The following is a 25,497-nucleotide window of genomic DNA, read 5'->3' as shown; positions in this document are numbered from 1 at the left end:
AGGCGCCACTTCATCGACGCACCGTCCGGTCAGTCATTCCCAGATTGTCTTCCGAACCTCCGCACTCACCGCGCTTCCGTCCGCCCCGTCTGCGTTCCCGCCTTCGGTGAAGCGGTATTTATGAAGATGGGACGACGGGTGCAAGAGGAAAAAACGACTTTCTCCCCACATTCTCTCAACACACTGAATTAACTTAATAATTCAGGATGAAGCCAGAAAGCTGCGATCACCGTTCCGGTGCGCGCTTCTGCCGATTTCTCCATTAAAGCCGCTAAACACGTCAGAATCGTGACGAGAATCGGGAATCGAGAGCCTGAATCGCGGTCGATTTATCGTGCCCCAAGGCAGAATCGCCGCGACTGCCCGAGGAATCGGCATGCCGCGAAGGCCACCGATGTCCCCGCCCCCCGAATTCGGCCCCGAAAATGAAAAAACGCGCCCCGAGGGGCGCGTTTCGATAGTTGTCCTGCAAGAAGCGGTATCAGCGCTTCGAGAACTGGAACGAACGGCGGGCTTTGGCCTTACCGTATTTCTTCCGCTCGACCACGCGCGAGTCGCGGGTCAGGAAGCCAGCGGCTTTCAGAGCTGCGCGCAGCGAAGGTTCGTGCAGTTGCAGAGCCTGGCTGATGCCATGCTTGACCGCGCCGGCCTGACCCGAAAGGCCGCCGCCTTTGACGGTCGCCTGAACGTCATACTGACCGGCAACGCCTGCCACGTCGAACGGCTGGCGCAGGATCATCTGCAGCACCGGACGGGCGAAGTATTCGTTGATGTCTTTGCCGTTCACGATGACTTTGCCCGAACCGGGCTTCACCCAAACGCGGGCGACAGCGTCTTTACGCTTGCCGGTCGCGTAGGAGCGGCCTTGCGCATCGCGCTGCGGGTCGCGCTTGACGGCAGCCTCGGCCACAACAGCGTCGCTGCCCGAAACGGCCGACTTCAGATCGTCGAGAGTTTTGATGTCTTCGGCCATAATCACGCGCTCCGGGTGTTCTTGGCGTTCAGGACCTTAACGTCCAGAACTTCGGGCTGCTGAGCCTCATGCGGATGCTCGGCACCGGCATAGACGCGCAGATGGGTCATCTGCAGCTTGCCCAGCTTGTTGCGGCTGATCATGCGTTCGACGGCCTTGATCACCACCCGCTCGGGGTGGGCGCCTTCCAGCACCTGACGTGCGGTGCGGTGCTTGATGCCGCCCGGGTGGCCGGTGTGCCAGTAGTATTTCTTGTCATCGCGTTTGTTGCCGGTCATCTGCACCTTGTCGGCATTGATGATGATGACGTTGTCACCCATGTCCATGTGGGGGGTGAATGTCGGCTTGTGCTTGCCGCGCAGGCGATTGGCGACGATCGTAGCAAGACGGCCCAGAACGACGCCCTCGGCGTCGATCAGGATCCACTTCTTCTCGATCTCCGCCGGTTTCGCGGTATAGGTTTTCATCTGTCGTCCCTTCAGGGTCGTGTGTGAATTCGAGATGGCGGTATATCGGGAATTCATCGCGACAGGTCAAGGGGCTGACAGGCCAATTATCCAAGCAAAATCAGCATGATATAAAATAGGTATCTATTTACCGTGTCGCAGCATGCTGAAAACCTACCGTTTCGGCGGAATCGAATAGGTCATTGAACAGCGAGCCACCGGCTCGTCCACCCCTGCGGAGTGAATCATCGCTTCGGCCACGGCCAACACTCGCCCCAGCTTCAGGATACGGCACTCGGCCAGCAGATCCTGACCCGCTTCCGGCTTGCGCATGAAGTCGATTGAGGCGTTCGTCGTGACCGCCAAGGCGACTGGGCCGATGCGGGACAGGATCGCGCAATAGATCGCGACATCGGCAAGGGCAAACATCGCCGGGCCGCTGACAGTGCCGCCGGGGCGCAGGTGGTCATACGAGACATTCAGGCGAATCGTGACACCTGCGGCGTCGGCGCGTTCGACCTGATACTGTCCCGCAACCTGCTCGAATTCCTGTGAAAGAAAGGCGTTCAGCGCCTTTGCGTCCATTGCGATATCCATGCTTTTCCCCTGCCCGCTTGCGGCTTAGGCTTCCTGCAAACCGAGGGGAGATCAAGATGGATAAGCTGGTGTTGCGTGAGGATCGCGGGCATGTGGCGCGGCTGGTGCTGAATAACCCGGACAAGTTCAACGCCCTGTCGCTGGAGATGATAGAGGCGCTGGCGGATGCTTTCCGGGCCGTGGCCGAGGACCGGGCGGTTAGGGTGGTGATCCTTGCGGCAACCGGAAAGGCGTTTTCGGCAGGACATGATTTGCGGCAGATGCAGGCAGCGCGGAAGGCTGAGGATGGCGGGCGCGGGGCGTTTGAGGATCTGTTTGGGCGTTGCGCGGTGATGATGCAGATGATCCCTGCCCTGCCCCAGCCAGTCATTGCCGAGGTGCAGGGCATCGCCACGGCGGCGGGGTGTCAGCTTATCGCCTCTTGCGATCTGGCGGTGGCTGCAGAGGGCGTGAAATTCGGCGTAAACGGCGTGAATATCGGGCTTTTCTGCTCGACGCCGATGGTGGCGCTGACGCGCGCGGTTCCGGCGAAGGCGGCGTTCGAGATGTTGGTGACGGGGGAGTTTGTCAGTGCGGAACGGGCTAGGGAACTGGGGTTGGTCAACCGGGTCGTCCCTGCCGAAGAACTGGCGAAAGAGACGATGGCGATGGCCGAGGTGATCGCGGCAAAGCTGCCTGCCGCCGTCAGGTTGGGAAAACGGGCGTTTCAGGCGCAGCGTGGGCTTGGTCTGGCCGACGCCTATGACAGCGCGGGCGGGGTGATGTGTGAGAACATGATGCTGGCCGAGACCGATGAGGGGATCGCGGCGTTTTTGGAGAAGCGGGTGCCGAACTGGAATTGAGGCGGCGCAACAGGGTGCGGGCGTTGCAATCGGTATTTTTGCAACGAAGAAGCCGCGTTGGTGTTTTGGTAAGCGAATGCTGGGGAATTGGCTGCACAACCCGTACACAGCGCATGCACCGGATGTACACAGGGCGTACACAGCTTGCGCACGGTGGGTGTTGCGTGAGGCGATTTTTTGGGGGCTATCTGGCATTCTGATCGCAGCTGGCGCCTATGATCGGCAGCGCAGGACAGATTTTTATATTCTTTATTTTATGACGGAGATCAGCCTTGAAACCTTTTGCCATCATCGCATCCGCCCTGTTGATCGCGACAACCGCCGGGGCCGAGGCGCCTTCCGGCACGGTGCGGATCGCCTTTACCCTGAGTGACGGCACCGTCGAGACGCTTGAGGTCGGCGACTTTCGGGAAGAGATCACGCTGGTCATGCCCGACAACCCGCAAGCGCTTTGCGCGGCGCCGCTTGTCCGCAACTTCGTGTCGACCAGCTATCTTGGCGATTTGCGTAAAGGTCTGGTCACGGTCCAGATGGAGTTCAACGAATACGAGTTGAACCGCCCGAGAATTCAAATCGACAGCATGGGCGGTCAGCCGGGCCAGATCTTTATCTGGCCGGAAATCCGCGCCAATAGCACAGCCGAGGAACTGGCAGCCTGGCTTCCGCAAACGAATCCCCGCATTGAGGGACGAGACTGGGTGATCGACACGGTCTGGGATTTTGCGCCGCAGCCGATAGAGGTCGCGGTGATTGGCGATCCGACGCGATCCTCGGAATGGCTGACACCGAAATGGATCGACCCCGAGACCGGAAACATCACCGATCAGATCATCGAAAGGGTCAGGATCGAAGCCGATCTGGTTATGGCAGCGACCTATCCCGATCCCGAAACATTAGAACTACGCCCCTGTCCGTGATGGAGGCAGGGATATCGTGGCCTCCATGAAGGTCACAGCATGTCCCCCCAGAACGACCCGATCATCGGTCAATTCGCAATCCAGCCATCCACCACGCGCGGATGCCTGATAGGCGACAAGCTTTGGGCGACCCAACCGGGCAGCCCAATATGGCACAAGCGTCGCATGGATTGATCCGGTGACCGGGTCCTCGGGTATTCCGGCACCGGGCGCGAAGTAGCGCGACACGAAGTCCGCCTTTGCGCCATGTCCTTCCTGCCCGGTAATCACCAGACCAATCGGGCCAAGCCTGCCAATCACCGCGAAATCAGGAACGAATTGGATAACCGCCTCGGCGCTGCCCAGATCTGCAAAGAGGTTCTCGAAATTGCGGAAGATATGGACGGGCGGGTGGGTAAATAGTCCGATGATGTCTTCGGGCAATGCATCCAGAGCTTCGGGCGACAGGCGGGGCAGATCGAGGTGGTAGCCGCCCTCGGAACGGGAAACACCAAGCTCTCCGACACGGGTATGAAAGATAATCGGCGAAACCGCATCGGTCGTAGTGAACAGGATATGTGCCGTCGCCAAGGTGGCGTGGCCGCAGAAATCGACCTCATAGGCAGGGGTGAACCATCGTAGCGCCCAACTTCCATCAGGCTGCACCTTGGCAAAGGCGGTTTCTGCGAGATTGTTCTCTTGCGCGATCGCAAGCATCAATTCGTCAGGCAGCCAATCTTGCAGGATCAAAACAGCCGCGGGATTGCCCTTGAAAAGCCGGTCGGTAAACGCGTCCACCTGATACATGCGCATTGACGTGTTCCCTTTTTGGCAGAACAGACCGCACAGCCGAAAATGAGGGCGGTCAGAGACCCTCGACCAGCGCGGTGAAATGCTCGCCACGTTTTTCGAAGTTCGGGTATTGGTCGAAGCTGGCCGCTGCCGGGGCCAGAAGCACCGTATCGCCCGGTTCCGCCTCGGCAGAGGCGCGGGCGACGGCGGCTTCCATCGTGTCCACCACTTCGTAAGCGGTCTGGCCGATCTCCAGCGCGAAATCGCGGGCGGAATGGCCGATGAGATAGGCTTTGGTCACCCGGTCCAGATGTGGTTGCAGCGCGGCGATGCCGCCTTCCTTGCCCAAGCCCCCGGCGATCCAGCGGATGCGGTCGAAGGCCTGCAACGCCTTGGCTGCCGCGTCGATATTGGTGGCCTTGGAATCGTTCACATAACGGACGCCGTTCAGTTCGCGCACGGTCTGGCTGCGATGCGGCAGACCAGTGAAGCTGTGGAACGCCGCCTCAATCTGGCGGGGCGCAAGGCCCACGGCACGGCAGGCGGCATAGGCGGCGCAGGCATTCTGATGGTTATGCGCGCCGGGCAGGCCGGTGATGCCGCGCAGATCGATCGAGGCCGCCTGACGGCCCTTGCGATATTCGGACAGAAAGCCCTTGCGCGCAAAGACCGACCATGCGGCGCGATCCAGTTTCTGGCCCGACGAGACGCGGATCACCCGGTCATCGGCGGGCGACATCGACATCTGGCCGGCGAGATAAAGACCCTCTGGCTCATCGACGCCGATCACCGCGCGGTCGGGGCCGCCTTCGGCAAACAGCCGACGTTTGGCGGCGAAATAACCGCCAAGCCCCGCATGACGATCAAGGTGATCGGGCGAGAGATTGGTGAAGACGGCGACATCGGGGGTCAGCGCGCGGGCAAGGTCGGTCTGATAGCTGGAGAGTTCCAGCACCACCACCTCTCCATCCTCGGCGGGTTCCAGCGACAGGACTCCGGTGCCGATATTGCCGCCCATCTGGGTGGGGCGGCCGGTCTCTTGCAGAATATGGTGGATCAGCGCCGTGGTGGTGGATTTGCCGTTCGAGCCGGTGACGGCAATCACACGGGGGGCGCGGTCGAATTCGTCCCAGCCAGCGGTGGCATAGCTGCGGAAGAACAGCCCGATATCGTTATCGACGGGGATGCCAAGCTCATAGGCTTTGGCGATGATCGGGTGGGGTTTGGGATAAAGATGCGGAATGCCGGGCGAGGTGATCAGTGTGGTGACGCCGTGCCAGTTGGCATCCTTGGTCAGATCGACGATTTGCAGGCCGTCGGCAGCAGCGGCTTCGCGGGTGTCGTTGCCGTCATCCCATGCGATGACATTCGCCCCGCCTGCCGCAAGCGCTGCGGCGGTGGCCTTGCCCGAGCGGCCAAGCCCGAGGACCGCGATGGTTTGATCTTCGACGCCGACGACCGGGATCATATCAGGTGCCTTTCAACGCCGGGGGCTGTCTGCCCCCGGACCCCCGAGGATATTTGGATGAAGAAGAAGCGCAATCGCTGTCAGCGCAATTTCAGCGTGGCAAGGCCGATCAGCGCGAGGATCAGCGAGATGATCCAGAAGCGGATGACGATCTGCGGCTCGGCCCAGCCCTTTTTCTCGAAGTGGTGGTGGATCGGGGCCATCAGGAAGACGCGCTTGCCGGTGCGTTTGAAATAGGCGACCTGAATGATGACGCTGAGCGCCTCGACCACGAAGAGGCCGCCGACGATGGCCAGAACGATCTCGTGCTTGGTGACGACGGCGATGGCACCGAGGGCGCCGCCCAAGGCAAGCGAGCCGGTGTCGCCCATGAAAACCGCGGCGGGCGGGGCGTTATACCACAGGAAGCCCAGACCGCCGCCGATCAGGGCTGCGACGAAGATCAGGATCTCGCCGGTGCCGGGGACGTGGTGGACGCCGAGGTAATTGGTGAAATCGACGCGGCCAACGGTATAGGCGATGACGCCCAGCGTGCCTGCGGCGATCATCACCGGCATGATCGCAAGGCCGTCAAGCCCGTCGGTCAGGTTGACCGCATTGGCCGCGCCGACGATCACCACCATGCCGAAGGGGATGAAGAAGAAGCTGAGATTGACCAGCACGTCCTTGAACACCGGCAGCGCCAGTTGGCCGGTCAGGTCGGCGGGGTGCAGCCACATCGCCCAGGCCGAGGCGACCAGCGCGACCAGCAGGCCCAGCACCATGCGGACCCTGCCGGGCACGCCCTTGGTATTGAATTTGCTGACTTTTGCGTAGTCGTCGGCAAAGCCAATCGCGGCGTAGCCCGCCGTCACGAACAGCACCACCCAGACATAGCCGCTGTCGAGCCTTGCCCAGAGCAGCGTTGAGACGAACAGCGCCGACAGGATCAGAAGCCCGCCCATGGTCGGCGTGCCTGCCTTGACGAAGTGGGTTTCGGGGCCGTCGTCGCGGATCGGCTGGCCCTTTTTCTGGACATGGCGCAGGTAATTGATCAGCGGCCTGCCGAAGATGAAGCCGAAGATCAGCGCCGTGAAAAAGGCCGCCCCTGCCCGGAAGGTGATATAGCGGAAGAGGTTGAAAAGGTCGCCCCCTTCGGAAAAGCTGCTCAGCCAGTAGAGCATTCGTGTTCCTTCCTTCTCAGGTCGAGGGCGTCTGCGCCGATTTGCGCAAGGCGTCAACCACGGTCGAAATCTTCGAGGATTTCGACCCTTTCACCAGCACGATATCGCCGGGTTGCACCAGATCGGTGGCTTGCGCGGCCAGTTCGGCGGCAGTCTCGGACCATGCGCCGCGCCGCGCGGTCGGCAGCAGGTCGTAGAGATGGCGCATCCGGGGGCCGGCGAGGTGGATCAGATCGACGGAAGCCATCGAAGGATCGTCGGCGATGGCGCGGTGCAGCGCGATCTCATCGGGGCCGAGTTCCAGCATATCGCCAAGGATCGCCACGCGGCGACCGCCTTCGAGGCCCGCGAGCGTGGCGAGGCCAGCAGAGAGAGAGGCGGGGTTGGCGTTGAATGCGTCGTCGATCAGGCGGATGGCGCCCAGTTCTTCGACCGCGCCACGACCTTTGGGGGGCTGCCAGTCAGAGAGACGCTTGCCTGCCTCTTTCACATCGGCCCCGGCGGCGGCGAGGGCGGCGAGGACGCCGACCGCGTTCAGTGCGAAATGGGTGCCGGTGGTGTTCAAAGTGAAATCCACCGTCTCGCCAGAGATACGGGCGCGGCATTTCAGGCGGGCGTTCTCGATCTTCGATTGCACCAGTTTGGCCATCCCATTGGTGCCGAAGCCCACGACCAGCGCGCCGGATTCATCGGCACAGTCGCGCAGGATGCGGGTGACGGGCAGGTCTTCGGGGATGATGGCGGTGCCGATCGGCTCCAACCCCTCGAAGATCGCACCTTTTTCGCGGGCGATGCCGTCGATTGACTCGAAAGCCTCAAGGTGGGCGGCGGCAACGGTGGTAATCAGCGCCACATGCGGGCGGGACAGGCGCGACAGGGGGGCGATCTCGCCCGGATGGTTCATGCCGATCTCGATGATGGCGAAATCGCTGTGGCGGGGCATGCGGGCCAATGTCAGCGGCACGCCCCAGTGGTTGTTGTAGCTGGCTTCGGCGGCGTGAATGCGGCCTTGGCCTGCCAAGGCCACGCGGGCCATTTCCTTGGTCGAGGTCTTACCGACCGATCCGGTGATGGCGATCACCTTGCCGCCCATGCGTTTGCGCCCTGCCCGGCCAAGCGCCTCAAGCGCTTTCAGCACATCGGGAACGATCAGCAGGGGCGCGCTGGCCGGGACGCCTTCGGGGATGCGGCTGACCAAAGCGGCGGCGGCACCCTTGTCCAGCGCCTGTGCCACGAAATCATGGCCGTCGCGAAGATCGGTCAGCGCCACGAACAGATCGCCGCGCTGAATGGTGCGGGTGTCGATGGAAACGCCCGAGGCGATCCAGTCGCCCTGCGCCCGGCCACCTGTCGCGGCGGCGGCTTCTTCGGCGGTCCAGAGGCTCATATCTTGCCGTCCAGAGCGGCGACGGCGACCGAGGCTTGTTCGGCGTCGTCGAAGGGATAGACATCCTGTCCGATGATCTGGCCGGTCTCGTGTCCCTTGCCGCAGATCAGCAGCGCGTCACCCGGTTGCAGGGCATCGACGCCGCGCAGGATCGCCTCGGCCCGGTCGGCGACCTCGGTTGCCTCGGGGCCAGCGCCTTCCAGAACGGCGGCGCGGATCAGGGCCGGGTCTTCGGTGCGGGGATTGTCGTCGGTGACGATGACCACATCGGCATAGTCACGCGCCGCCTGTCCCATCAGAGGACGTTTGCCGCGATCACGGTCGCCGCCTGCGCCAATGACGCAGACGATCCGGCCCATCACATGCGGACGCAGCGATTGCAGCGCCGCCACGACCGCGCCGGGCTTGTGGGCGTAATCGACAAAGACCGCTGCACCGTTTTCGCGTTGCGCGACAAGCTGCATCCGGCCACGCACGGTTTCCAACTGCGGCAGCGATTCCAGAACCTCTTCGGCAGGCGATCCGGCGGCCATGACCAGACCCGCCGCCAGCAGCACGTTTTCCGCCTGAAACCCGCCGATCAGGCCCAGCCGGATCATATAGGGCCGACCCATGATCGAGAAACGCAGATCCTGCCCGGTGGCATCGTAACGCTGTCCCAGAATCCGCAGCATGGCGTTTTCGTTCTGCCCGACGGTGGTGACGGCCAGTCCGCGATCCGTGGCGATATCGGCCATCTGGCGGCCCCGTTCGCTGTCGGTATTGATGACAGCGGACGCCCCCTCTTCAAGGATATGGTTGAAAAGCAGCGCCTTGGCCGCGAAATATTCGTCAAAGCCCGCGTGGTAATCCAGATGGTCCTGACTGAAATTGGTGAAGGCGCCCGCCTCGATCCGCACGCCGTCAAGACGGCGCTGGTCAAGGCCGTGGCTTGATGCCTCCATCGCGGCATGGGTGACGCCCTCGGCGGCGGCCTCGGACAGGATGCGGTGCAGGGTCAGGGGGTCGGGCGTGGTATGGGCCAGCTTGGCGTGGAAATCGCCCTCGACCCCCATCGTGCCAAGACTGATCGCCTTCAGGCCCAGCCGATGCCAGATCTGGCGGGTGAAGGTTGCCACGCTGGTCTTGCCAGAGGTGCCGGTGACGGCGACCACGATTTCGGGCTGCGCCTCGAACCACAGGGCGGCGGCCCCGGCAAAGGCGGCGCGGGGATCCTCGGCCACGACCAGCGCGCCATCCCATCCGGCCAACGCCTCGGCAGCCATTTCAGCACCCGCGCGGTCGGTCAGCACCGCGCCCGCATCCATGCGCAGCGCATAGGGGATGAACTCGGCGCCATGCACCGCAGAGCCGGGCAGCGCCGCGAAGAGATGGCCCGGTTTCACCGTCCGGCTGTCCAGCGACAGGCCGGTGATCTGCGGGTCGCGGCTGTCGCGCGCCCTCAGCCCCAGTTGCGACAGCGTTTTCGTGTCCTGGCTCAAGTCATTCACCCGTCACTGATTTGAGACGAGCTTTATCTCATCGTCCGAGAGGGGTTCAACATGCGGCGAGAAGCGCGGCTCGAATGTCGGCAGCTTTACGTCGGTATGCGCCTCTAGCCCGATCAGCGGGGCAAGGCGGCGGACCATTTCGGCGGCAACCGGCGCGGTGGTCGCACCCGCCGTGCGGCTTTCGGCACCGCCCGCAAGCCGGACCGTCGGTTCGTCAAGCGTCACCACCATCACATATTTCGGATCGCTGGCCGGGAAGACCGAGGCGAAGGTCGCCACGTTCTTGTTCTCGTAATAGCCGCCGCTTGGACGCGGCTTGTCGGCGGTGCCGGTTTTGCCCGCGATCTCGTAGCCTGCAACCTCGGCCTGACGGGCGGTGCCGCGCGTCACCACCTGCCGCAGCATCGAGATCGCCATATCGGCGGCGCGCGGCGACAGCACCTGTTCTCCCTCGGGCCGGGTGCGGCCGTGGATCAGCGTCGGCGACACCCGACGACCATCATTGGCGATGGTGGCATAGGCGGCGGCAAGGTGCAGCGGGCTGGCGGCAAGGCCGTGGCCGAAAGACACCGTGGCCGAGGTCACGGCGGGCCAGCGCTGCGGTACCAGCGGTTTGCCGGTCGGCGCCTCGACCATCTCGATCGGGGTCGGGTCGAACAGGCCAAGCTTTTGCAGGAAGTCCTTCTGCCGCTCTGCTCCCAGCATCTGAGCGATCCGCACCGTGCCGACGTTCGAGGATTTCACAATCACATCCGTCGCCGAAAGCTGCGGGCCGTAATTCGAGAAGTCGCGGATCTGGAAACGGCCAATACGCATCGGCATGGTGGTGTTGATGCCGCTATTGGGGTTGATCAGCCCCAAATCCAGCGCCTGCGCGACCGGGAAGATCTTGAAGGTGGACCCAAGCTCATACTGCCCCTGAACCGCGCGGTTAAACAGCGGGCTATCGGACGGATCGCCCTGCAACAGCGGACGCGGGCGTTCGTTCGGGTCGAAATCGGGCAGGCTCGCCATGGCGACGATCTCGCCCGTCTCGATCTCCATCAGGATACCGGCGGCGCCCTTGGCGCTCATCACCTGCATGCCCGAGGCCAGCACGTCCTCCATCGCCGACTGCACGGTCAGATCGATGGACAATTCCAGCGGCGCGCCGTTATTGGCCGGATCGCGCAGCCAGCCGTCGAATGCTTTCTCAACCCCCGCGACGCCCAGCACCTCGGCGCTGTTCACGCCCTCATTGCCAAAGCCCGAACCGCCAAGGATATGGCTGGCGATATGGCCGTTGGGATAAACGCGCATCTCACGCGGGCCGAAGAGCAGGCCCGGCTCGCCAATGTCATGGACGGCCTGCATCTGTTCCGGGCTCATCTTGCGCTTGATCCACATGAACTTGCGGTCGCTGGTGAAGTCGCGGGTCAGTTGTTCCTGATCGAGATCGGTGAAAATCTGCGCCAGCCCCTTCGCTGCGCCGACCGGATCGACCATCTGATGCGGGTGGGCGTAAAGCGAATGCGTCAGCAGGTTCGTCGCCAGCACCCGTCCGCGCCGGTCGGTGATGTCAGACCGCTGCGACATGATCTGCGCGGACAGAACCTGATCCTGCGGCTCGCTTGGCTCGGCCGAGGCCAGCATGCCCATGCGGACGCCGACCGTCGCGAATGCCAGCACGAAACAGGCCGACATCAGGATCAGCCGCCCCTCGGCCCGGCGGCGGGCCTTGTCTTGAATCGCCTCGTGGCGCAGGCGGCGGTTTTCGGCCTCGATCTCGTCCGGGTTCTCGCCGCGCTCGCGGGCGCGAAGGATGCGGGCCAGTGGGCGCAAGGGCGTGCGGATCATGGCGTTACTCCTCGGGGCTTTCGGACGGGTCCGGCTGGGGTGCCGGGGGTTTCGGGTAATCGATATTGCCAAGGTCGATGACCTGACCAGCAGCCAGCGGCATCAGTTGCAGGCGGTCGAAATTCAGCTCGACCAGATCGCGCAGGCGCTCGGGACGGTTGAGGTAGGCCCATTCGGCGCGCAAAACGCCCAGATCCTCGCGCAGACCGGCGATCTCGCGCTGGACCTGACGCATCTCATCGATGGCGGCCTGCGTGCTGTAATTCTCGCGGTAAGCCCAGAAGGCCAAGGCCATCACCACCAGAACACAGGCCAGATAGGTCAGCGAACGCATCAGGCACCCCCCTTCACGGGCAGGCGCGGCATCGCCAGCGCGCCATCTTCGGCGCGGCCTGCGGGGGCGTCGGTGCGGATCGCGACGCGCAAAAGCGCGGAACGGGCGCGGGGATTGGTGTCCATCTCGTCCGGGTCGGGACCGATGGCGCGCCGGAACGGCATGGTGAAGGCGGCGGGGGCGCTATCCTGCACCGGCGCATAGCGGCTGCCGCCGCCCGCGCTGTTCGAGCGCGCCTGCATGAAGCGCTTGACGATGCGGTCTTCCAGCGAATGAAAGCTGACCACTGCCAGTTTTCCGCCCGGTTTCAGGGCGCGTTCGGCGGCGGAGAGGCCATCGACAAGCTGGCGAAATTCGTCATTCACCCAGATGCGGATCGCCTGAAAGCTGCGGGTGGCGGGATGGCTCTGCCCCGGCTTCGGGCGCGGCAGGCAGGATGCCACCACCTCTGCCAGTTGCAACGTCCGGGTCAGCGGACGGGCCGCGACAATCGCCCTGGCAATGCGGCGGGCGGCGCGTTCTTCGCCGTAATGGTAAAGGACATCGGCGATCACCGCCTCATCAGCCCCGTTCAGCAGATCGGCAGCAGAGGGGCCGGATTGCTGCATCCGCATGTCCAGCGGGCCATCGCGCAGGAAGGAAAAGCCGCGCTCGGCCTGATCCAGTTGCATCGAGCTGACGCCCAGATCCAGCACGACACCGTCCAGCGGCTGATCGGCATATTCGTCAAGCTGCGAAAACGTGCCTTCGACCAGCCGCAGCCGGTCGCCATATTCACCGCTCCACGCGGCGGCCATGTCGAACACCGCCGGATCGCGGTCCACGCCAATCACCTGATCCGCGCCTGCCTGTAACAACCCGCGTGCATAACCACCCGCGCCGAATGTGCCGTCCAGCCAGATGCCAGAGACGGGTTCGACCGCCCTGAGAAGCGGCTTCAGCAGGACGGGGATATGCGGGTCGGCCATCGGCTATTCCTCGTCCGTCTGTGGATCAAGGAAGGCGCGCGGATCGAATTCGGGACCATAGGTTGAGGCGAAATCCTCGAGCGCCTCGACATCTTTCGGGCGCTGATCGGGATTATAGACCTGAATATAATCGCCGCGGGATTCGAAGGTGGTTTCCACGCCGTCAAGGAAGCCCAGCTTCTCGCGCAGCTTCAGCGGCAGGACCAGACGGCCTTCGCGGTCGATTTCCAGCTCGGTCGATTGGCCGTTCATCAACAGTTCCAGCCAGCGGCGCTGTTGGCTGCCGCGCGGAAGGGCGTCGATCTGTTCGTCGATTTCTTCGATGGCTTCCAGCGTGTAAAGCTCGATCCAGTTCCACCAGTCGGGGCCGTAGACGGCAACAAGCTGGGTGCGTCCGGTATTGGTCGTGGGGAATGAGGGATCACCCGCGTCGAAGACGCGCCGTAGCCGTGCCGGGATCGACATGCGCCCCTTGCCATCGACCTTGACGGTTTCGGTCCCTCTGAATTTCCGCGCCACGTTAGGCCCGCCCTCACTGTCCTGCTCTCTTCCGCCCGCCCGAAAGAGAAAGGGCGGATCGGGCTGCTGCCACTGCCCGATCCGCCGCCCTCGTTCCCATTTGCTGGGCCCCGTTTTCGGGGTTATCCGCCCTTCGCGCGCCACCTGGGGGAGGTGCTGCTCGCACACGCGGACGGTCTTCATTGGAAAACGGGTGCCTGTATGAGACCTGCATCGCCTTCGGGGTCTTGATGCCCCTTGTACTGCCCGTTTCCGTGATTCCGTTGTGACATGGGAAAACATGGGAAGCAACGGAATTCTTCACCGAAGCGCAAGGTGAACTTGCTGTTTCAGGACGAAGAATCGCTCGCATATGTGCCTTTCAGGACACGATAACGCAATTTTTGGTAAGGAGTTGCGGCAACACCACAAGATATAGACATCAGCGCCCTGTGGCGGAAAATCCCATCAAGGGCAGAAATCCGCTCGACGGGTTTCAGGTTCTTTCGACAAGGTGAGGAGATTCACGGAAATTCTTCGCCGAATCACGACGAATCACGAAGCCGGGAGTCGGGGTTGCAGCGCAGTCCCACGAAATCCCGAGGCGTGGTGGCGTGAATTCCCAGACCGGATCACCCGCCCGATTTGTGGCTTGAACATACCGCAGCGGGCCACGCCGACCAGACGTGACCCGCAATCGAGTTTCGGCAAAGCGCGTCGGTTCCGCGCCCGAGGCTGATCAGCCTTCCTTGGTGACGATCTGCGCGATCATCGGTTGCATCCTGTCCAAAGCATCCCGGCTTTGCTGCCAGTCGTCGGCACCAAGGCCCAGTTTCCAGCGCATCCATGCAAGGGTCAGGCGGCGCGTCGCCTCCAACGCGTCAGGGTCTTCCTTCTCGGTCTCCTTCGCATCCAGCCCGGCGATGCCGCCCAGCCCATGCCCGACGCCTGCGATGGTCAGCAAAGCCTTGGAACCGGGGGCGTCGTGATAGGCATCGGCATGCCATTCGGGACCGCGCGTGGTGAAATGAGGATTGTCGTCAGCGCCACAGACCACCAGCGTCGGTGTGTCGATATGGCCGAAATCCACGTCGAAGAAGGGAAAGCGTGCGGCGCTTTCGGGGGTCAGGTCCGCCCCACCCCGCCCCGGTGCCGCCAGCAGCACCCCGGCGCCAATCCGCGAATCGGTGAAATCCTCGCCGTGCAACCGCGCGCCCAGAAGCAGTGCGGCGGTGAAGCCTCCGAAGGAATGCCCCGCGATGGCGATTGAGCGGTGGTCAAGCCGACCTGAAATGGCCGGGGCATGCCGCTCGATCTCAGGCAGGTTGTCGATGATCGCACGGATTTCGGCGACCCGCTCGCGCCAGAAGAAAGGAGCGTCGGGCAAATCAGGGTCAAGCCCGCCGACGCGCGAGCTGGCATGGGTGGGCTGGATCACCGCCAGCCCCCTTTCGGCCCAGAACTGGGCAAGCTGGGCATAGCCGTCCTTCGAGGGGATGTAATTCGACGGCCCGAAACCGTGCGACAGCAGCACGATAGGCAGATCGCCACCGCTGGTCGGGGCGGTCAGGCGTAGCTCGAGCGGGGGCCTTCCCGGCATGGGTAGTTGGATCGGCGTATAGGCGACGGTCATTGCGGGCGCGGGCGTCGGCAGTTGGCTGGATTGAGTAATGAGTCTGTTCATAGTCATCCCTCTGCGAAGCGGCCGCAGCGCTTCGTTCGCGCGCTGCGGCCATCGACATCACGCGCTCAGGTCGCGGGCTTGTCGGAACAGGGTTTCGGCATCGGCGCCTGCGGGCATGATCATCGGCGAATCCGCATCGGTGACCGCGCGCCAGACCACATTGGCAACATCCTCAGCAGTGGTGTTTTCGGTCGAGGCGCGAAGAGCCTGCAGCTGGGACTGTACGAATTCGGCATAAGGCTCGGGCACATCCATGCCCATCCGCGCCATCGCATTGCGCCCGAACGCGGTTTCCGGCGCGCTTCCCGGCAGGACGACGCTGGCGCGGATGCCAAATTGCTCTACCTCAAGCGCGAAGCTGGCGGTGAAGGCGTTCAGCGCGGCCTTGCTGGCGGAATAGATCGCCAGTGCGGGCAGCGGCTTCAGCGTGACGCTGGAACTGACATTCACCACGACGCCCGACCGACGCGCGCGCATCGAGGGCAGGACCGCCTGCGTCATCGCCATCGCGCCAAGCACGTTGGTTTCGAACAATTCGCGGGCCTTTGCGATCTCGGATCCTTCCAGCACGTTCAGCATGCCGACGCCTGCATTGTTCACCAGCGCGTCGATTTGCCCCGCTTCGGCCACCGCGGTGGCGATGCTGTCGGCGTTGGTCACGTCCAGCGGCAGAATATGCAGACGGTCGGATTCGGGCAGTCCCTCGCCCGACGGGGTGCGCATCGTCGCAACGACATCCCAGCCTTCGTCAAGAAACCGCGCCGCGATGGCCTGACCAAAGCCCGAGGATGCGCCAGTGATAATAATGCGAGGCATGTTGTGATCTCCTTATTTCATGTGAGGCAGAGATAGACATGCGTGGCAGGACAAACTATATTCGATAGTCCTTATTTATTCATCGAAAGTCCAAACCCGTGGCCGATCCAGACAAAGATCCGCTTGCCAGCGTGGTGGCGCTGCTGAAGCCGTCGCCGTCGATTTCCAAGATGGTCGAGGCTGGCGGCCCGTGGCAGGTTCAGCGGCAAGACCTGAGCAGCCCCTTCTATTGCGCGATTGTCGAGGGTGCATGCGTGCTGACCATCACTGGTCGCGATCCGGTGACGCTTGCGGCGGGGGATTTCCTGCTGATCCCGAACCCGCACAGCTTTACCATGTCCAGTCTGCAGCCGCCTGCCGTTGATACGGTTCGCATGCCGCTTGAAATCGGGCCGGGCACGTTCCGTCTGGGCCCGCCCGATGCGCCGGTTCAGTTGCGCTCGCTGGTCGGGCATTGCGACTTCAATGCCCCTGACAAGGACCTGTTGCTGTCGCTTTTGCCCGAGGTGATCCATCTGCGCGGTCAGGAACGGCTGACGGTACTGGTCTCGATGATCCATGATGAGACGCGGTCAGACCGGCTGGCGCGCAGCATGATTCTGGAGCGTTTGCTTGAGGTTCTGATGATCGAGGCGCTGCGCGCGCATCCCGGCCCGGACCTGCCGCCGGGGCTATTGCGCGGCATGTCGGACCCGCAGCTTGCAGGGGCACTGCGCCGCATTCACGCCGATGCCTCGCAGCAATTGTCGGTCAGCGATCTGGCGCGGGATGCAGGGATTTCGCGGTCAGGCTTCTTCGAGCGCTTCCGCAAAGAGGTCGGCCGCGCGCCGATGGATTATCTCACCGCATGGCGCATGGCGGTCGCGCGCGATCTTCTGTCGCGCGGCGGGCTGAGCAACAGCCAGATCGCGCGACGGGTCGGTTATGGCTCGGCAAGCGCATTCGGAATGGCGTTCGTGCGGCACGAAGGCATATCGCCCGGCGCCTATGCGGATATGCATGAAGCCGCCGGGTAGTCAGGCGGGGACGCTTTTAGGCAATCCCGCCTTTGATCAGCCGATCCGCCAGCCGGGCATAGGCATCGGCCACCGCACCCTCACCCAAAGCTGCGGGCTTGCCCGAATCGCCGGCCAGACGCACCTCTAGCTGCAGGGGCAGTTCGCCAAGGAAGGGCAGACCAAGCTGCTGCGCCTCGGCTGCGACGCCGCCATGACCGAACAGATGCGCCTCGTGGCCGCAATTCGGGCAGGTATAGGTGGACATATTCTCGATCAGGCCCAGAACCGGGGCTTTGAGTTTGTTGAACATATCGATGGCACGGCGCGCATCCAGCAAGGCCACGTCCTGCGGGGTCGAGACGATGATCGCCCCCGTCACCTGAGCCTTCTGGCACAGGCTAAGCTGCACATCGCCGGTGCCGGGCGGCAAGTCGATCAGCAGAACATCAAGCTCGCCCCAGTTCACCTGTTGCAGAAGCTGCTGCATCGCGCCCATCAGCATCGGACCACGCCAGACGACTGCCTCGCCCTCTTTCAGCATCAGGCCGATCGACATGACGGTGACGCCGTGCGCGTGAAGCGGCTCGATCCGTTGACCGTCGGGGCTGGCGGGACGACCCGAGAGCCCCATCATCCGGGGCTGCGAGGGACCATATATATCTGCGTCCAGCAGGCCGACTTTACGTCCGGCCTTTGCCAAAGCGACGGCAAGGTTGGATGTGACGGTGGATTTTCCGACACCGCCCTTGCCCGAACCGATGGCGATGATGTTCTTCACGCCGGGGATCGGTTGGGGACCGGCCTGCGCGGTGGGATGGCGACCGATCTGCAGCGACGGCGGCCCACCCTCGCCGGAACTGCGCACCGGCTGGCCTTGGGGCTGGCCCTGTGGAGGGCGCGTCTGCCGCGCGGCGGGGGCGGTCATCACGATCTGGACCTTTTCAACGCCGGGCAAGGCCTGAAGCCGCCGCTTTGCCTCGGCCTCGACCGCGGACAGGGCGCGGGCGGCGTCGGCATCGGGCACTTCAAGAACGAATCTGATGGTAGCGCCATCGATCGAAAAAGCCCTGACGATATCCGCCTGTTCCAGCGTTTTTCCGTCCGGCATGAGGATTTCGGATATTTCCCTTAGGGCAGCTTCGCGGTTAACGGACATGTTATCGCCTGTCATGAGTGTCACACACAGCATGATCTATGGGCAGTCTGTGAACAACCCACCCCCCTGCGTCAATGTCTGCACGAATGCGACAGAGCATAGGGAAACAAGCATTTTCTGCACTGCAGCGTGAACGGTAACATTACTGACACATATTCTTTCGCGTGACTTTTCAGCAGTTAGCGAACGGCTCCTTGAGCCACAGCCATGCAGTTGCCGCATGGCAGCAATGGCAAAAGGCCGCATTGTGCATCCGCAGCATAGAGCGCATCTTGGTGTCATCGAAAGCGCCGGGCCATCCGGGCAGGGCGCAGACCGCCGAAAGAAGAGACGAAGGAATATGACTATGACTGCAATCGCAAACCCGACTATCGCCCTTGACGACATTGGCCTGCGTGGACGCGTTGCAAACCTGATCCAGCGCCTGCAGGACGAGCGCGCACGCCGCGCCATCTACCGGCAGACCGTGCGTGAGCTGAGCGAACTGAGCCTGCGCGACCTGGACGATCTGGGCATCAGCCGCGCAATGATCCAAAGCCTGGCTTACGAAGCCGCTTGGGGCAAAGCGAAGTAAGAACAGAACTCCCTCGCCCTCTCTCCTCCTCCCTGAGGGCACGGGACTGGCGGCATCCTCTCTCCTCCTCCCCGAGGATGCCGCCCAAAGACATAGCCGCCCTATCCCGCGGCAACCCGATGCGACGGTCCTTCTCCTCCCTCCCGGACCTGTCGTAAGCGGCAATGGCCTCTCCTCCCCTGGCCTTGTCGCACCCCTTACGCGGTCCACCTCCTCCCGGGCCAGCGTTATGCGGCAGCGCCTCTCCTCCTCCCCGGCGCTGCCGCCCCCATATAGCCGCCCCATCCCGCGGCACCCTGATACGACGGTCCCTCTCCTCCTCCCCGGGACCGCTCGTAAGCGACAACGGCCTCTCCTCCTCCCCGGCCTTGTCGCACCCCTTACGCGGCCCACCTCCTCCCGGGCCAGCGTTATGCGGCAGCGCCTCTCCTCCTCCCCGGCGCTGCCGCCCCCATATAGCCGCCTCATCTGCGGCAACCCGATGCACAGGCTCTCTCCTCCTCCCCGAGCCTGCGCTGTGGCGGTGCAGCCTCTCCTCCTCCCCGGCTCACCGCATCTATACGCGGCCCTCTCCTCCTCCCCGGGCCAGCGTTTAGCGGCGACGCTCCTCCTCCTCCCTGAGCGTCGCCGCACCCCCTTTCCCGAACGATCTGCATGCGCTATGGCGAGCCATGCTTAGCTATCAGCACGCCTATCACGCCGGAAATCTGGCCGATCTGCACAAGCACGCATTGCTTGCGTCGGCGCTGGATTACCTGACACAGAAACCGAAACCGCTGACCTATCTGGAGACCCATTCCGGGCGCGGTCTTTACCGGCTGGACGGGGTCGAGGCGCACAAGACCGGCGAAGCAAATGCGGGCATCCTGCGGGCCGAGGCCGATGGCTGGCTGCCTGCGGACCATCCGCTGCTGGAGGCTGTGGCGAAGGTCAGGCGGGCCTATGGCGCGAATACCTATCCCGGCTCGCCGCTGATCGCCGCGCAGTTTCTGCGGTTCGAGGATCGCGCGCATCTGGCCGAGCTGCATCCGGCCGAGTTTGCGGCGCTGGAGCAGGTGGCGGGGTTCGCCAGTCTGCATCACCGTGACGGCTTCCAGATGGCGCAGGCGGTGACGCCGCCGACGCCGCGCCGGGGGATGCTGCTGATCGATCCGGCCTATGAGGTGAAGGCCGAATACGCCACCATCCCGCGCGCGGTCGGGCAGATTTCGCGGAAATGGAACGTGGGCGTCATCGCGCTGTGGTATCCGATCCTGACCGACAAACGGCATCTGCCGATGCTGGAAGCGCTTCAGGACGCGCATCCCGAAGCCCTGCGGTCCGAGGTAGGCTTCGCGCCTGCCCGTCCGGGGCATTCGATGGTCGGTTCCGGCATGTGGGTGCTGAACCCGCCTTACGGGCTGGCTGAAGAGGCTGAGCGGCTGGAGGCAATGTTTCAACGCCATGCCTGAGGCCTCAGCGGCGCTGACCAAAGGGCGGCAGGCACGAAAGGGCTGAAACGTCACCCCCCTCGTCACTGGGGGATTCCCCTGCCCTGCCCGCTGTGGCATGATCGCCCGCAAAAGAAGAACGAGCAGATCGGGCAGTCCATGTCGCAGCGCCTTTCCATCAGCGCCACCATCTTCCTTGTGCTGACAGTCGCGCTTGGCCTTTATTTCGCTTTTGCCGCCGTGCAGGGGCCGTCAGGCATCCTCCGCCGCATCCAGATCGAATCCGAATCTGCCGAACTTGCCATCGAACGCGACCGCCTCAAGACCGAGGTGGACCGCATGCAGAACCTGACCCGCCGCCTGTCGGACGAATATCTGGACATCGATCTTCTGGATGAACGTGCCCGCGAAGTCCTTGGAATGGCTCGCGCGGACGAGATCATCCTGCCCTGAAAACACCCCTTCATCTGCGCAATACTGCTTCTTCCGCGCCAGCGGACGTTCACACGTTGCACGTCGCTTTTTGATGCGCTACGGATAGTTTAACGCTGAACTATTCTGACCGCGCGCTGAGGAGGATACCCAGGATGGCCAGGAAACCTGCCGCCACTGCTGCCAAGGCGGCCCCTTCGAACACCTCGAAGGAAGAGCTGCTCAAGTATTATCGTGACATGTTGCTGATCCGCCGGTTCGAGGAAAAGGCGGGACAGCTTTACGGCATGGGCCTGATTGGTGGCTTCTGTCACCTCTATATCGGGCAGGAAGCCGTGGTGGTCGGGCTGGAAGCCGCCGCCAAGGAAGGCGACAAGCGCATCACCAGCTATCGCGACCACGGCCACATGCTGGCCTGTGGCATGGAAGCCCGCGGCGTCATGGCCGAGCTGACTGGCCGTGAGGGCGGTTATTCCAAGGGCAAGGGCGGCTCGATGCACATGTTCAGCCGCGAAAAGCATTTCTACGGCGGTCATGGTATCGTCGCGGCACAGGTTCCGCTGGGCGCGGGTCTGGCCTTCGCCGACAAATATCTGGGCAATGACAACGTCACCTTCACCTATTTCGGTGACGGCGCCGCCAACCAGGGTCAGGTCTATGAGACCTACAACATGGCAGAGCTTTGGGATCTTCCGGTCATCTTCGTGATCGAGAACAACCAATATGCCATGGGCACCTCGGTCAAGCGCTCGACCAAATCGACCTCGCTGTTCGGGCGGGGCGAGGCGTTCGGCATTCCGGGCGAACAGGTCGACGGCATGGACGTGCTGGCGGTGAAAGCTGCTGGCGAAAAGGCCGTGGCGCACTGCCGCGCGGGCAAAGGTCCGTATATCCTTGAAGTGATGACCTATCGCTATCGCGGCCACTCGATGTCCGACCCGGCGAAGTATCGGTCGCGCGAGGAAGTCCAGAAGATGCGGGACGAGCGTGACGCCATCGAGCATGTCCGCGAATTGCTGCTGCAAGGCAAGCACGCATCCGAAGATGACCTGAAAGCCATCGACAAGGAAATCAAGGATATCGTGAACGACTCGGCCGAATTCGCCAAGGAAAGCCCCGAGCCTGCTCTGGAAGAGCTGTGGACCGACATCTATGCCGCCGACCTGCCGCAAGGCAGCGCGGAAGAGAACGCCTGAGGGGGGAACAGATATGGCTACCGAAATCCTGATGCCCGCCCTGTCGCCGACGATGGAAGAAGGCACATTGGCGAAATGGCTGAAGAAAGAAGGCGATGCGGTGAAATCCGGTGACATCATCGCCGAGATCGAAACCGACAAGGCCACCATGGAATTTGAAGCGGTGGATGAAGGCATCCTCGGCAAGATTCTGGTCGAGGAAGGCGCGCAGGGCGTGAAAGTGAACACCCCCATTGCCGTGCTGATCGAGGAAGGCGAAAGCGCCGACGACATCGCCGCCCCCGCAGCGCCCGCCGCTGCCGAGGCCGCCCCTGCCGAGGCGAAAGCCGAAGCCCCCGCCGCATCGGCGGTGGAGCAGGTGAACACGCCCGAACCGGACCGCTCGCCCGACTGGCCCGAAGGCACGAAGATGAAGACCATGACCGTGCGCGAGGCTTTGCGCGAGGCCATGGAAGAGGAAATGAACCGCGACGAAACCGTGTTCCTCATGGGTGAGGAAGTCGGCGAATATCAGGGTGCCTACAAGATCTCGCAGGGTCTGCTGGACAAGTTCGGCCCCCGGCGCGTGGTGGATACCCCGATTTCCGAAATCGGCTTTGCCGGTATCGGCACCGGGGCGGCCTTGGCCGGCCTGCGCCCGATCGTCGAGTTCATGACCTTCAACTTCGCCATGCAGGCGATTGACCACATCATAAACTCGGCCGCCAAGACGCTCTATATGTCCGGCGGTCAGATGGGTTGCCCGATTGTGTTCCGCGGCCCGAACGGTGCCGCCGCCCGCGTGGGGGCACAGCACAGCCAGGATTATTCAGCCTGGTACGCCCAGATCCCCGGCCTGAAAGTGGTCATTCCCTATTCGGCGGCTGACGCCAAGGGTCTCATGAAACAGGCGATCCGCGATCCGAACCCGGTGATCTTCCTTGAGAACGAGATCCTTTATGGCCGCAGCTTCGAGGTGCCGGATCTGGAGGACTTCACCATCCCCTTCGGCAAGGCCCGTATCGCCCGCTCGGGCAAGGATGTGACGCTGGTCAGCTTTGGCATCGGCATGGCCCATGCTCTGGAAGCCGCCGAAAAGCTGCATGAGGAAGGGATCGAGGCCGAGGTGATCGACCTGCGCACGCTGCGCCCGCTCGACTATGCCACGATCATTGAATCGGTGAAGAAGACCAACCGTCTGGTGACGGTCGAGGAAGGCTTCCCGGTCGCATCGATCGGCAACCACATCTCGGCCTATGTCATGGAGAACGCGTTCGATTACCTCGACGCGCCGGTGATCAACTGCACCGGCAAGGACGTTCCCATGCCCTATGCCGCGAACCTTGAGAAACACGCACTGATCACCTCTGCCGAAGTGGTCGATGCCGTGAAAAAAGTCACCTACAAGTAAGGGGATAGCACGATGCCAACAGAAATCCTGATGCCCGCGCTTTCTCCTACGATGGAGGAAGGCACGCTGGCCAAATGGCTGGTGAAGGAAGGCGACGAGGTCAAATCCGGCGACATTCTGGCCGAGATCGAAACCGACAAGGCGACGATGGAATTCGAAGCCGTCGATGAAGGCAAGATCGGCAAGATCCTTGTTGCCGAAGGCAGCGCGGGCGTGAAGGTGAACACGCCCATCGCCGTCCTGCTGGAAGACGGTGAATCCGCCGACGATATCGGTTCCGCCCCGGCCAAGGCCGAGGCTGCTCCGGCGGCGAAAGAGGAAGCACCGAAGGAAGCCGCTGCCGCCCCTGCTGCTGCGGCCCCTGCCCCGGCAGCGCCGAAGAAAGCTGACGGTGGCCGCATGTTCGCCTCGCCGCTCGCCCGCCGTCTGGCGGCCGAGAAGGGGATCGACCTTGCCGGCGTGACCGGCAGCGGCCCGAACGGTCGGATCGTCAAAGCCGATGTCGAAAGCGCCAAGCCCGGCGCGGCCAAACCCGCTGCCGCCGCAGCCGCCGAGGCCCCCAAGGCCGCAGCGCCCGCCGCTGCCGCTCCGACCGGCCCCTCGACCGAGACGGTCCTCAAAATGTATGCCGACCGCCAGACCGAAGAGGTCGCGCTGGACGGCATGCGCCGCACCATCGCCGCACGTCTCAGCGAAGCCAAGCAGACCATCCCGCATTTCTACCTGCGCAAGTCGGCCAAGCTGGACGAGCTGATGAAGTTCCGCGGCACGCTGAACAAGCAGCTTGAAAGCCGTGGCGTGAAGCTGTCGGTCAACGACTTCGTCATCAAGGCCTGTGCCCTGGCGCTGCAAGAGGTGCCGGATGCCAATGCCGTCTGGGCGGGCGACCGTATCCTGAAGCTGAAACCTTCGGACGTGGCGGTTGCCGTCGCGGTCGAAGGCGGGCTGTTCACCCCGGTCCTGAAGGATGCCCAGCAAAAGACGCTGTCCACCCTGTCAGCCGAGATGAAGGATCTGGCCAACCGCGCCAAGACCAAGAAGCTGGCCCCGCACGAATATCAGGGCGGCAGCTTCGCCATCTCGAATCTCGGCATGTTCGGGATCGAGAATTTCGACGCGGTCATCAACCCGCCCCACGGCGCGATCCTTGCCGTCGGCGCGGGTATCCAGACCCCGGTGGTCGAGAATGGCGAAGTGGTGATCCGCAATGTCATGTCGATGACCCTCTCGGTCGATCACCGCGTCATTGACGGTGCGCTTGGCGCGCAATTGCTGGACGCCATCGTCAAGCATCTGGAAAATCCGATGGGCATGCTCGCCTGACGGATCGCCCGTAAATCACAGACAGACTGAGGGGCCGCGAGGCCCCTTTTTCATGTCGCGCATCATACGCGCCTGGCGCGGAAAACCATCGTTTCAGGGCCTGGAAATCGGGCACCCTTCCCTCTCGCTTCTGCTTGGCGCAGGATGCACGCGGAAGAGGAGACGCTCATGACCGACACCCATCCGATCAGCCGCTTTGCTGTCCCCGATCTGGCCAGCCTGCCCGATGACATCCGCGAGGTCATCGAAAAGGTCTCCGAGAAATCGGGCTTCGTTCCGAATGTCTTTCTGGCGCTGGCACATCGTCCGGCCGAATTCCGCGCGTTTTTCGCCTATCACGATGCGCTGATGGACAAGGACGATGGCCTGTCAAAGGCCGAGCGTGAGTTGATCGTGGTCGCGACCAGCGGCTTGAACCAGTGCCAGTATTGCGTGGTTGCGCACGGAGCGATCCTGCGGATCAGGGCAAAGAACCCGTTCATTGCCGATCAGGTGGCGGTGAACTGGCGCAAGGCCGATCTGAACGACCGGCAACGCGCGATGCTGGCCTATTCCGAAAAGGTCGCGCTGAATGCGCAGCAGATCGTCGAGGCCGATCATCTGGCGCTGAAAGAGGCCGGATTCAACGATGACGAGATTTGGGATATTGGCGCGATTGCGGCCTTCTTTGGCATGTCGAACCGGCTGGTGAATGCGGGTGATATCCGGCCCAATGATGAGTTTTACATGCTGGGCCGGGGATGATCATCCGAACAGAATCCGAAGGGCGGCGCTTTCAGCGCAGGCAGCCCCCATGTCGCGAGGATAG

At 63.0% G+C, this 25,497-nt stretch carries 25 protein-coding genes; 10 read left to right on the top strand and 15 right to left on the bottom strand.

Annotated features, from left to right (window positions below; all coding sequences use genetic code 11):
* Window positions 1-481: 481 nt before the first annotated feature.
* The 3 genes from rpsI to JJJ17_RS12115 form a co-directional block, all read right to left on the bottom strand.
* The gene (gene rpsI, locus JJJ17_RS12125; RefSeq protein WP_200686716.1) at window positions 482-973 is read right to left on the bottom strand and encodes a 30S ribosomal protein S9; all 492 of its coding nucleotides are present in this window, start codon (window positions 971-973) and stop codon (window positions 482-484) included.
* 2 nt (window positions 974-975) lie between these two features.
* Window positions 976-1,440 (bottom strand): 50S ribosomal protein L13, encoded by a 465-nt coding sequence (gene rplM / locus JJJ17_RS12120; RefSeq protein WP_200686714.1) that lies wholly within the window; start codon window positions 1,438-1,440, stop codon window positions 976-978.
* A 153-nt stretch (window positions 1,441-1,593) separates the two neighbouring features.
* The gene (locus JJJ17_RS12115; protein ID WP_200686712.1) at window positions 1,594-2,016 is read right to left on the bottom strand and encodes a PaaI family thioesterase; all 423 of its coding nucleotides are present in this window, start codon (window positions 2,014-2,016) and stop codon (window positions 1,594-1,596) included.
* 56 nt (window positions 2,017-2,072) lie between these two features.
* Here JJJ17_RS12115 and JJJ17_RS12110 point away from each other — a divergent pair, with 56 nt between their 5' ends.
* Window positions 2,073-2,858 carry an enoyl-CoA hydratase gene (locus JJJ17_RS12110; protein WP_200686710.1) on the top strand — a complete coding sequence of 262 codons (786 nt, stop codon included), beginning with the start codon at window positions 2,073-2,075 and terminating at the stop codon, window positions 2,856-2,858.
* A gap of 272 nt (window positions 2,859-3,130) precedes the next feature.
* Window positions 3,131-3,775: a hypothetical protein gene (locus JJJ17_RS12105; protein ID WP_200686708.1), complete on the top strand. Its 645-nt coding sequence runs from the start codon at window positions 3,131-3,133 to the stop codon at window positions 3,773-3,775.
* On the opposite strand, the gene JJJ17_RS12100 is transcribed toward JJJ17_RS12105, so the two are convergent.
* The 11 genes from JJJ17_RS12100 to JJJ17_RS12050 all read right to left on the bottom strand — a co-directional run bounded on the left by JJJ17_RS12100 (window position 3,758) and on the right by JJJ17_RS12050 (window position 16,190).
* Window positions 3,758-4,567 carry a PhzF family phenazine biosynthesis protein gene (locus tag JJJ17_RS12100; RefSeq protein WP_200686706.1) on the bottom strand — a complete coding sequence of 270 codons (810 nt, stop codon included), beginning with the start codon at window positions 4,565-4,567 and terminating at the stop codon, window positions 3,758-3,760. The two genes, JJJ17_RS12105 and JJJ17_RS12100, sit on opposite strands and share 18 nt — an antisense overlap.
* Before the next feature lie 52 nt (window positions 4,568-4,619).
* On the bottom strand, window positions 4,620-6,014 hold the full coding sequence (murD, locus tag JJJ17_RS12095; RefSeq protein ID WP_200686704.1) for a UDP-N-acetylmuramoyl-L-alanine--D-glutamate ligase: 1,395 nt from the start codon (window positions 6,012-6,014) through the stop codon (window positions 4,620-4,622).
* 80 nt (window positions 6,015-6,094) lie between these two features.
* Window positions 6,095-7,177, bottom strand: coding sequence for a phospho-N-acetylmuramoyl-pentapeptide-transferase (gene mraY, locus JJJ17_RS12090; protein WP_200686702.1), 1,083 nt, complete (start codon window positions 7,175-7,177; stop codon window positions 6,095-6,097).
* A gap of 16 nt (window positions 7,178-7,193) precedes the next feature.
* Window positions 7,194-8,564: a UDP-N-acetylmuramoyl-tripeptide--D-alanyl-D-alanine ligase gene (locus JJJ17_RS12085; RefSeq protein ID WP_200686700.1), complete on the bottom strand. Its 1,371-nt coding sequence runs from the start codon at window positions 8,562-8,564 to the stop codon at window positions 7,194-7,196.
* On the bottom strand, window positions 8,561-10,045 hold the full coding sequence (locus JJJ17_RS12080) for a UDP-N-acetylmuramoyl-L-alanyl-D-glutamate--2,6-diaminopimelate ligase (RefSeq protein WP_200686698.1): 1,485 nt from the start codon (window positions 10,043-10,045) through the stop codon (window positions 8,561-8,563). Before JJJ17_RS12080 ends, JJJ17_RS12085 begins: the two co-directional genes overlap by 4 nt.
* Window positions 10,046-10,057: 12 nt before the next feature.
* Window positions 10,058-11,890: a peptidoglycan D,D-transpeptidase FtsI family protein gene (locus tag JJJ17_RS12075; RefSeq protein ID WP_200686696.1), complete on the bottom strand. Its 1,833-nt coding sequence runs from the start codon at window positions 11,888-11,890 to the stop codon at window positions 10,058-10,060.
* Between the two features lie 4 nt (window positions 11,891-11,894).
* A complete protein-coding gene (ftsL, locus tag JJJ17_RS12070) occupies window positions 11,895-12,224 on the bottom strand; it encodes a cell division protein FtsL (RefSeq protein ID WP_200686694.1) in 330 nt (109 codons plus the stop codon).
* Window positions 12,224-13,192, bottom strand: a complete 969-nt coding sequence (gene rsmH / locus JJJ17_RS12065; RefSeq protein ID WP_200686692.1) for a 16S rRNA (cytosine(1402)-N(4))-methyltransferase RsmH — start codon at window positions 13,190-13,192, stop codon at window positions 12,224-12,226. The genes ftsL and rsmH overlap by 1 nt, the downstream gene beginning before the upstream one ends.
* A 3-nt stretch (window positions 13,193-13,195) precedes the next feature.
* Window positions 13,196-13,711, bottom strand: coding sequence for a division/cell wall cluster transcriptional repressor MraZ (locus JJJ17_RS12060; protein ID WP_200686690.1), 516 nt, complete (start codon window positions 13,709-13,711; stop codon window positions 13,196-13,198).
* 718 nt (window positions 13,712-14,429) lie between these two features.
* Entirely contained in the window at window positions 14,430-15,374 is a 945-nt protein-coding gene (locus tag JJJ17_RS12055; RefSeq protein WP_200686688.1) for an alpha/beta hydrolase family protein, read from the bottom strand.
* Between the two features lie 57 nt (window positions 15,375-15,431).
* Window positions 15,432-16,190: an SDR family NAD(P)-dependent oxidoreductase gene (locus tag JJJ17_RS12050; RefSeq protein ID WP_200686686.1), complete on the bottom strand. Its 759-nt coding sequence runs from the start codon at window positions 16,188-16,190 to the stop codon at window positions 15,432-15,434.
* 98 nt (window positions 16,191-16,288) lie between these two features.
* On the opposite strand from JJJ17_RS12050, the gene JJJ17_RS20640 reads away from it, so the two are divergent.
* Complete coding sequence (locus JJJ17_RS20640) at window positions 16,289-17,206, top strand: AraC family transcriptional regulator (RefSeq protein WP_200686684.1); 918 nt, start codon at window positions 16,289-16,291, stop codon at window positions 17,204-17,206.
* A gap of 16 nt (window positions 17,207-17,222) precedes the next feature.
* Here the strand turns inward: JJJ17_RS20640 and JJJ17_RS12040 are convergent, their stop codons facing one another.
* A complete protein-coding gene (locus tag JJJ17_RS12040; RefSeq protein WP_200686682.1) occupies window positions 17,223-18,344 on the bottom strand; it encodes an Mrp/NBP35 family ATP-binding protein in 1,122 nt (373 codons plus the stop codon).
* Between the two features lie 346 nt (window positions 18,345-18,690).
* On the opposite strand from JJJ17_RS12040, the gene JJJ17_RS12035 reads away from it, so the two are divergent.
* From JJJ17_RS12035 to JJJ17_RS12005, 7 genes are all read left to right on the top strand, one after another.
* Window positions 18,691-18,918 (top strand): DUF1127 domain-containing protein, encoded by a 228-nt coding sequence (locus tag JJJ17_RS12035; protein WP_200686680.1) that lies wholly within the window; start codon window positions 18,691-18,693, stop codon window positions 18,916-18,918.
* A gap of 671 nt (window positions 18,919-19,589) precedes the next feature.
* A complete protein-coding gene (locus JJJ17_RS12030) occupies window positions 19,590-20,369 on the top strand; it encodes a 23S rRNA (adenine(2030)-N(6))-methyltransferase RlmJ (protein WP_200686678.1) in 780 nt (259 codons plus the stop codon).
* Between the two features lie 138 nt (window positions 20,370-20,507).
* Window positions 20,508-20,801: an FtsB family cell division protein gene (locus tag JJJ17_RS12025; RefSeq protein WP_200686676.1), complete on the top strand. Its 294-nt coding sequence runs from the start codon at window positions 20,508-20,510 to the stop codon at window positions 20,799-20,801.
* A 134-nt stretch (window positions 20,802-20,935) separates the two neighbouring features.
* Window positions 20,936-21,976, top strand: coding sequence for a pyruvate dehydrogenase (acetyl-transferring) E1 component subunit alpha (pdhA, locus tag JJJ17_RS12020; RefSeq protein ID WP_200686674.1), 1,041 nt, complete (start codon window positions 20,936-20,938; stop codon window positions 21,974-21,976).
* A gap of 13 nt (window positions 21,977-21,989) precedes the next feature.
* The gene (locus tag JJJ17_RS12015; protein ID WP_200686672.1) at window positions 21,990-23,366 is read left to right on the top strand and encodes a pyruvate dehydrogenase complex E1 component subunit beta; all 1,377 of its coding nucleotides are present in this window, start codon (window positions 21,990-21,992) and stop codon (window positions 23,364-23,366) included.
* Window positions 23,367-23,378: 12 nt separating this feature from the next.
* On the top strand, window positions 23,379-24,689 hold the full coding sequence (locus JJJ17_RS12010) for a pyruvate dehydrogenase complex dihydrolipoamide acetyltransferase (protein WP_200686670.1): 1,311 nt from the start codon (window positions 23,379-23,381) through the stop codon (window positions 24,687-24,689).
* 168 nt (window positions 24,690-24,857) lie between these two features.
* Window positions 24,858-25,433: a peroxidase-related enzyme gene (locus JJJ17_RS12005; RefSeq protein WP_200686668.1), complete on the top strand. Its 576-nt coding sequence runs from the start codon at window positions 24,858-24,860 to the stop codon at window positions 25,431-25,433.
* The last annotated feature ends 64 nt before the right edge of the window (window positions 25,434-25,497 follow it).

The sequence above is a fragment of the Paracoccus caeni genome (assembly GCF_016629665.1).
GTDB classification, from domain to species: Bacteria; Pseudomonadota; Alphaproteobacteria; order Rhodobacterales; family Rhodobacteraceae; genus Paracoccus; species Paracoccus caeni.
The sequence above is the reverse complement of the archived record's forward strand: the minus strand, read 5'-3'. Positions and strand labels throughout refer to the sequence as shown.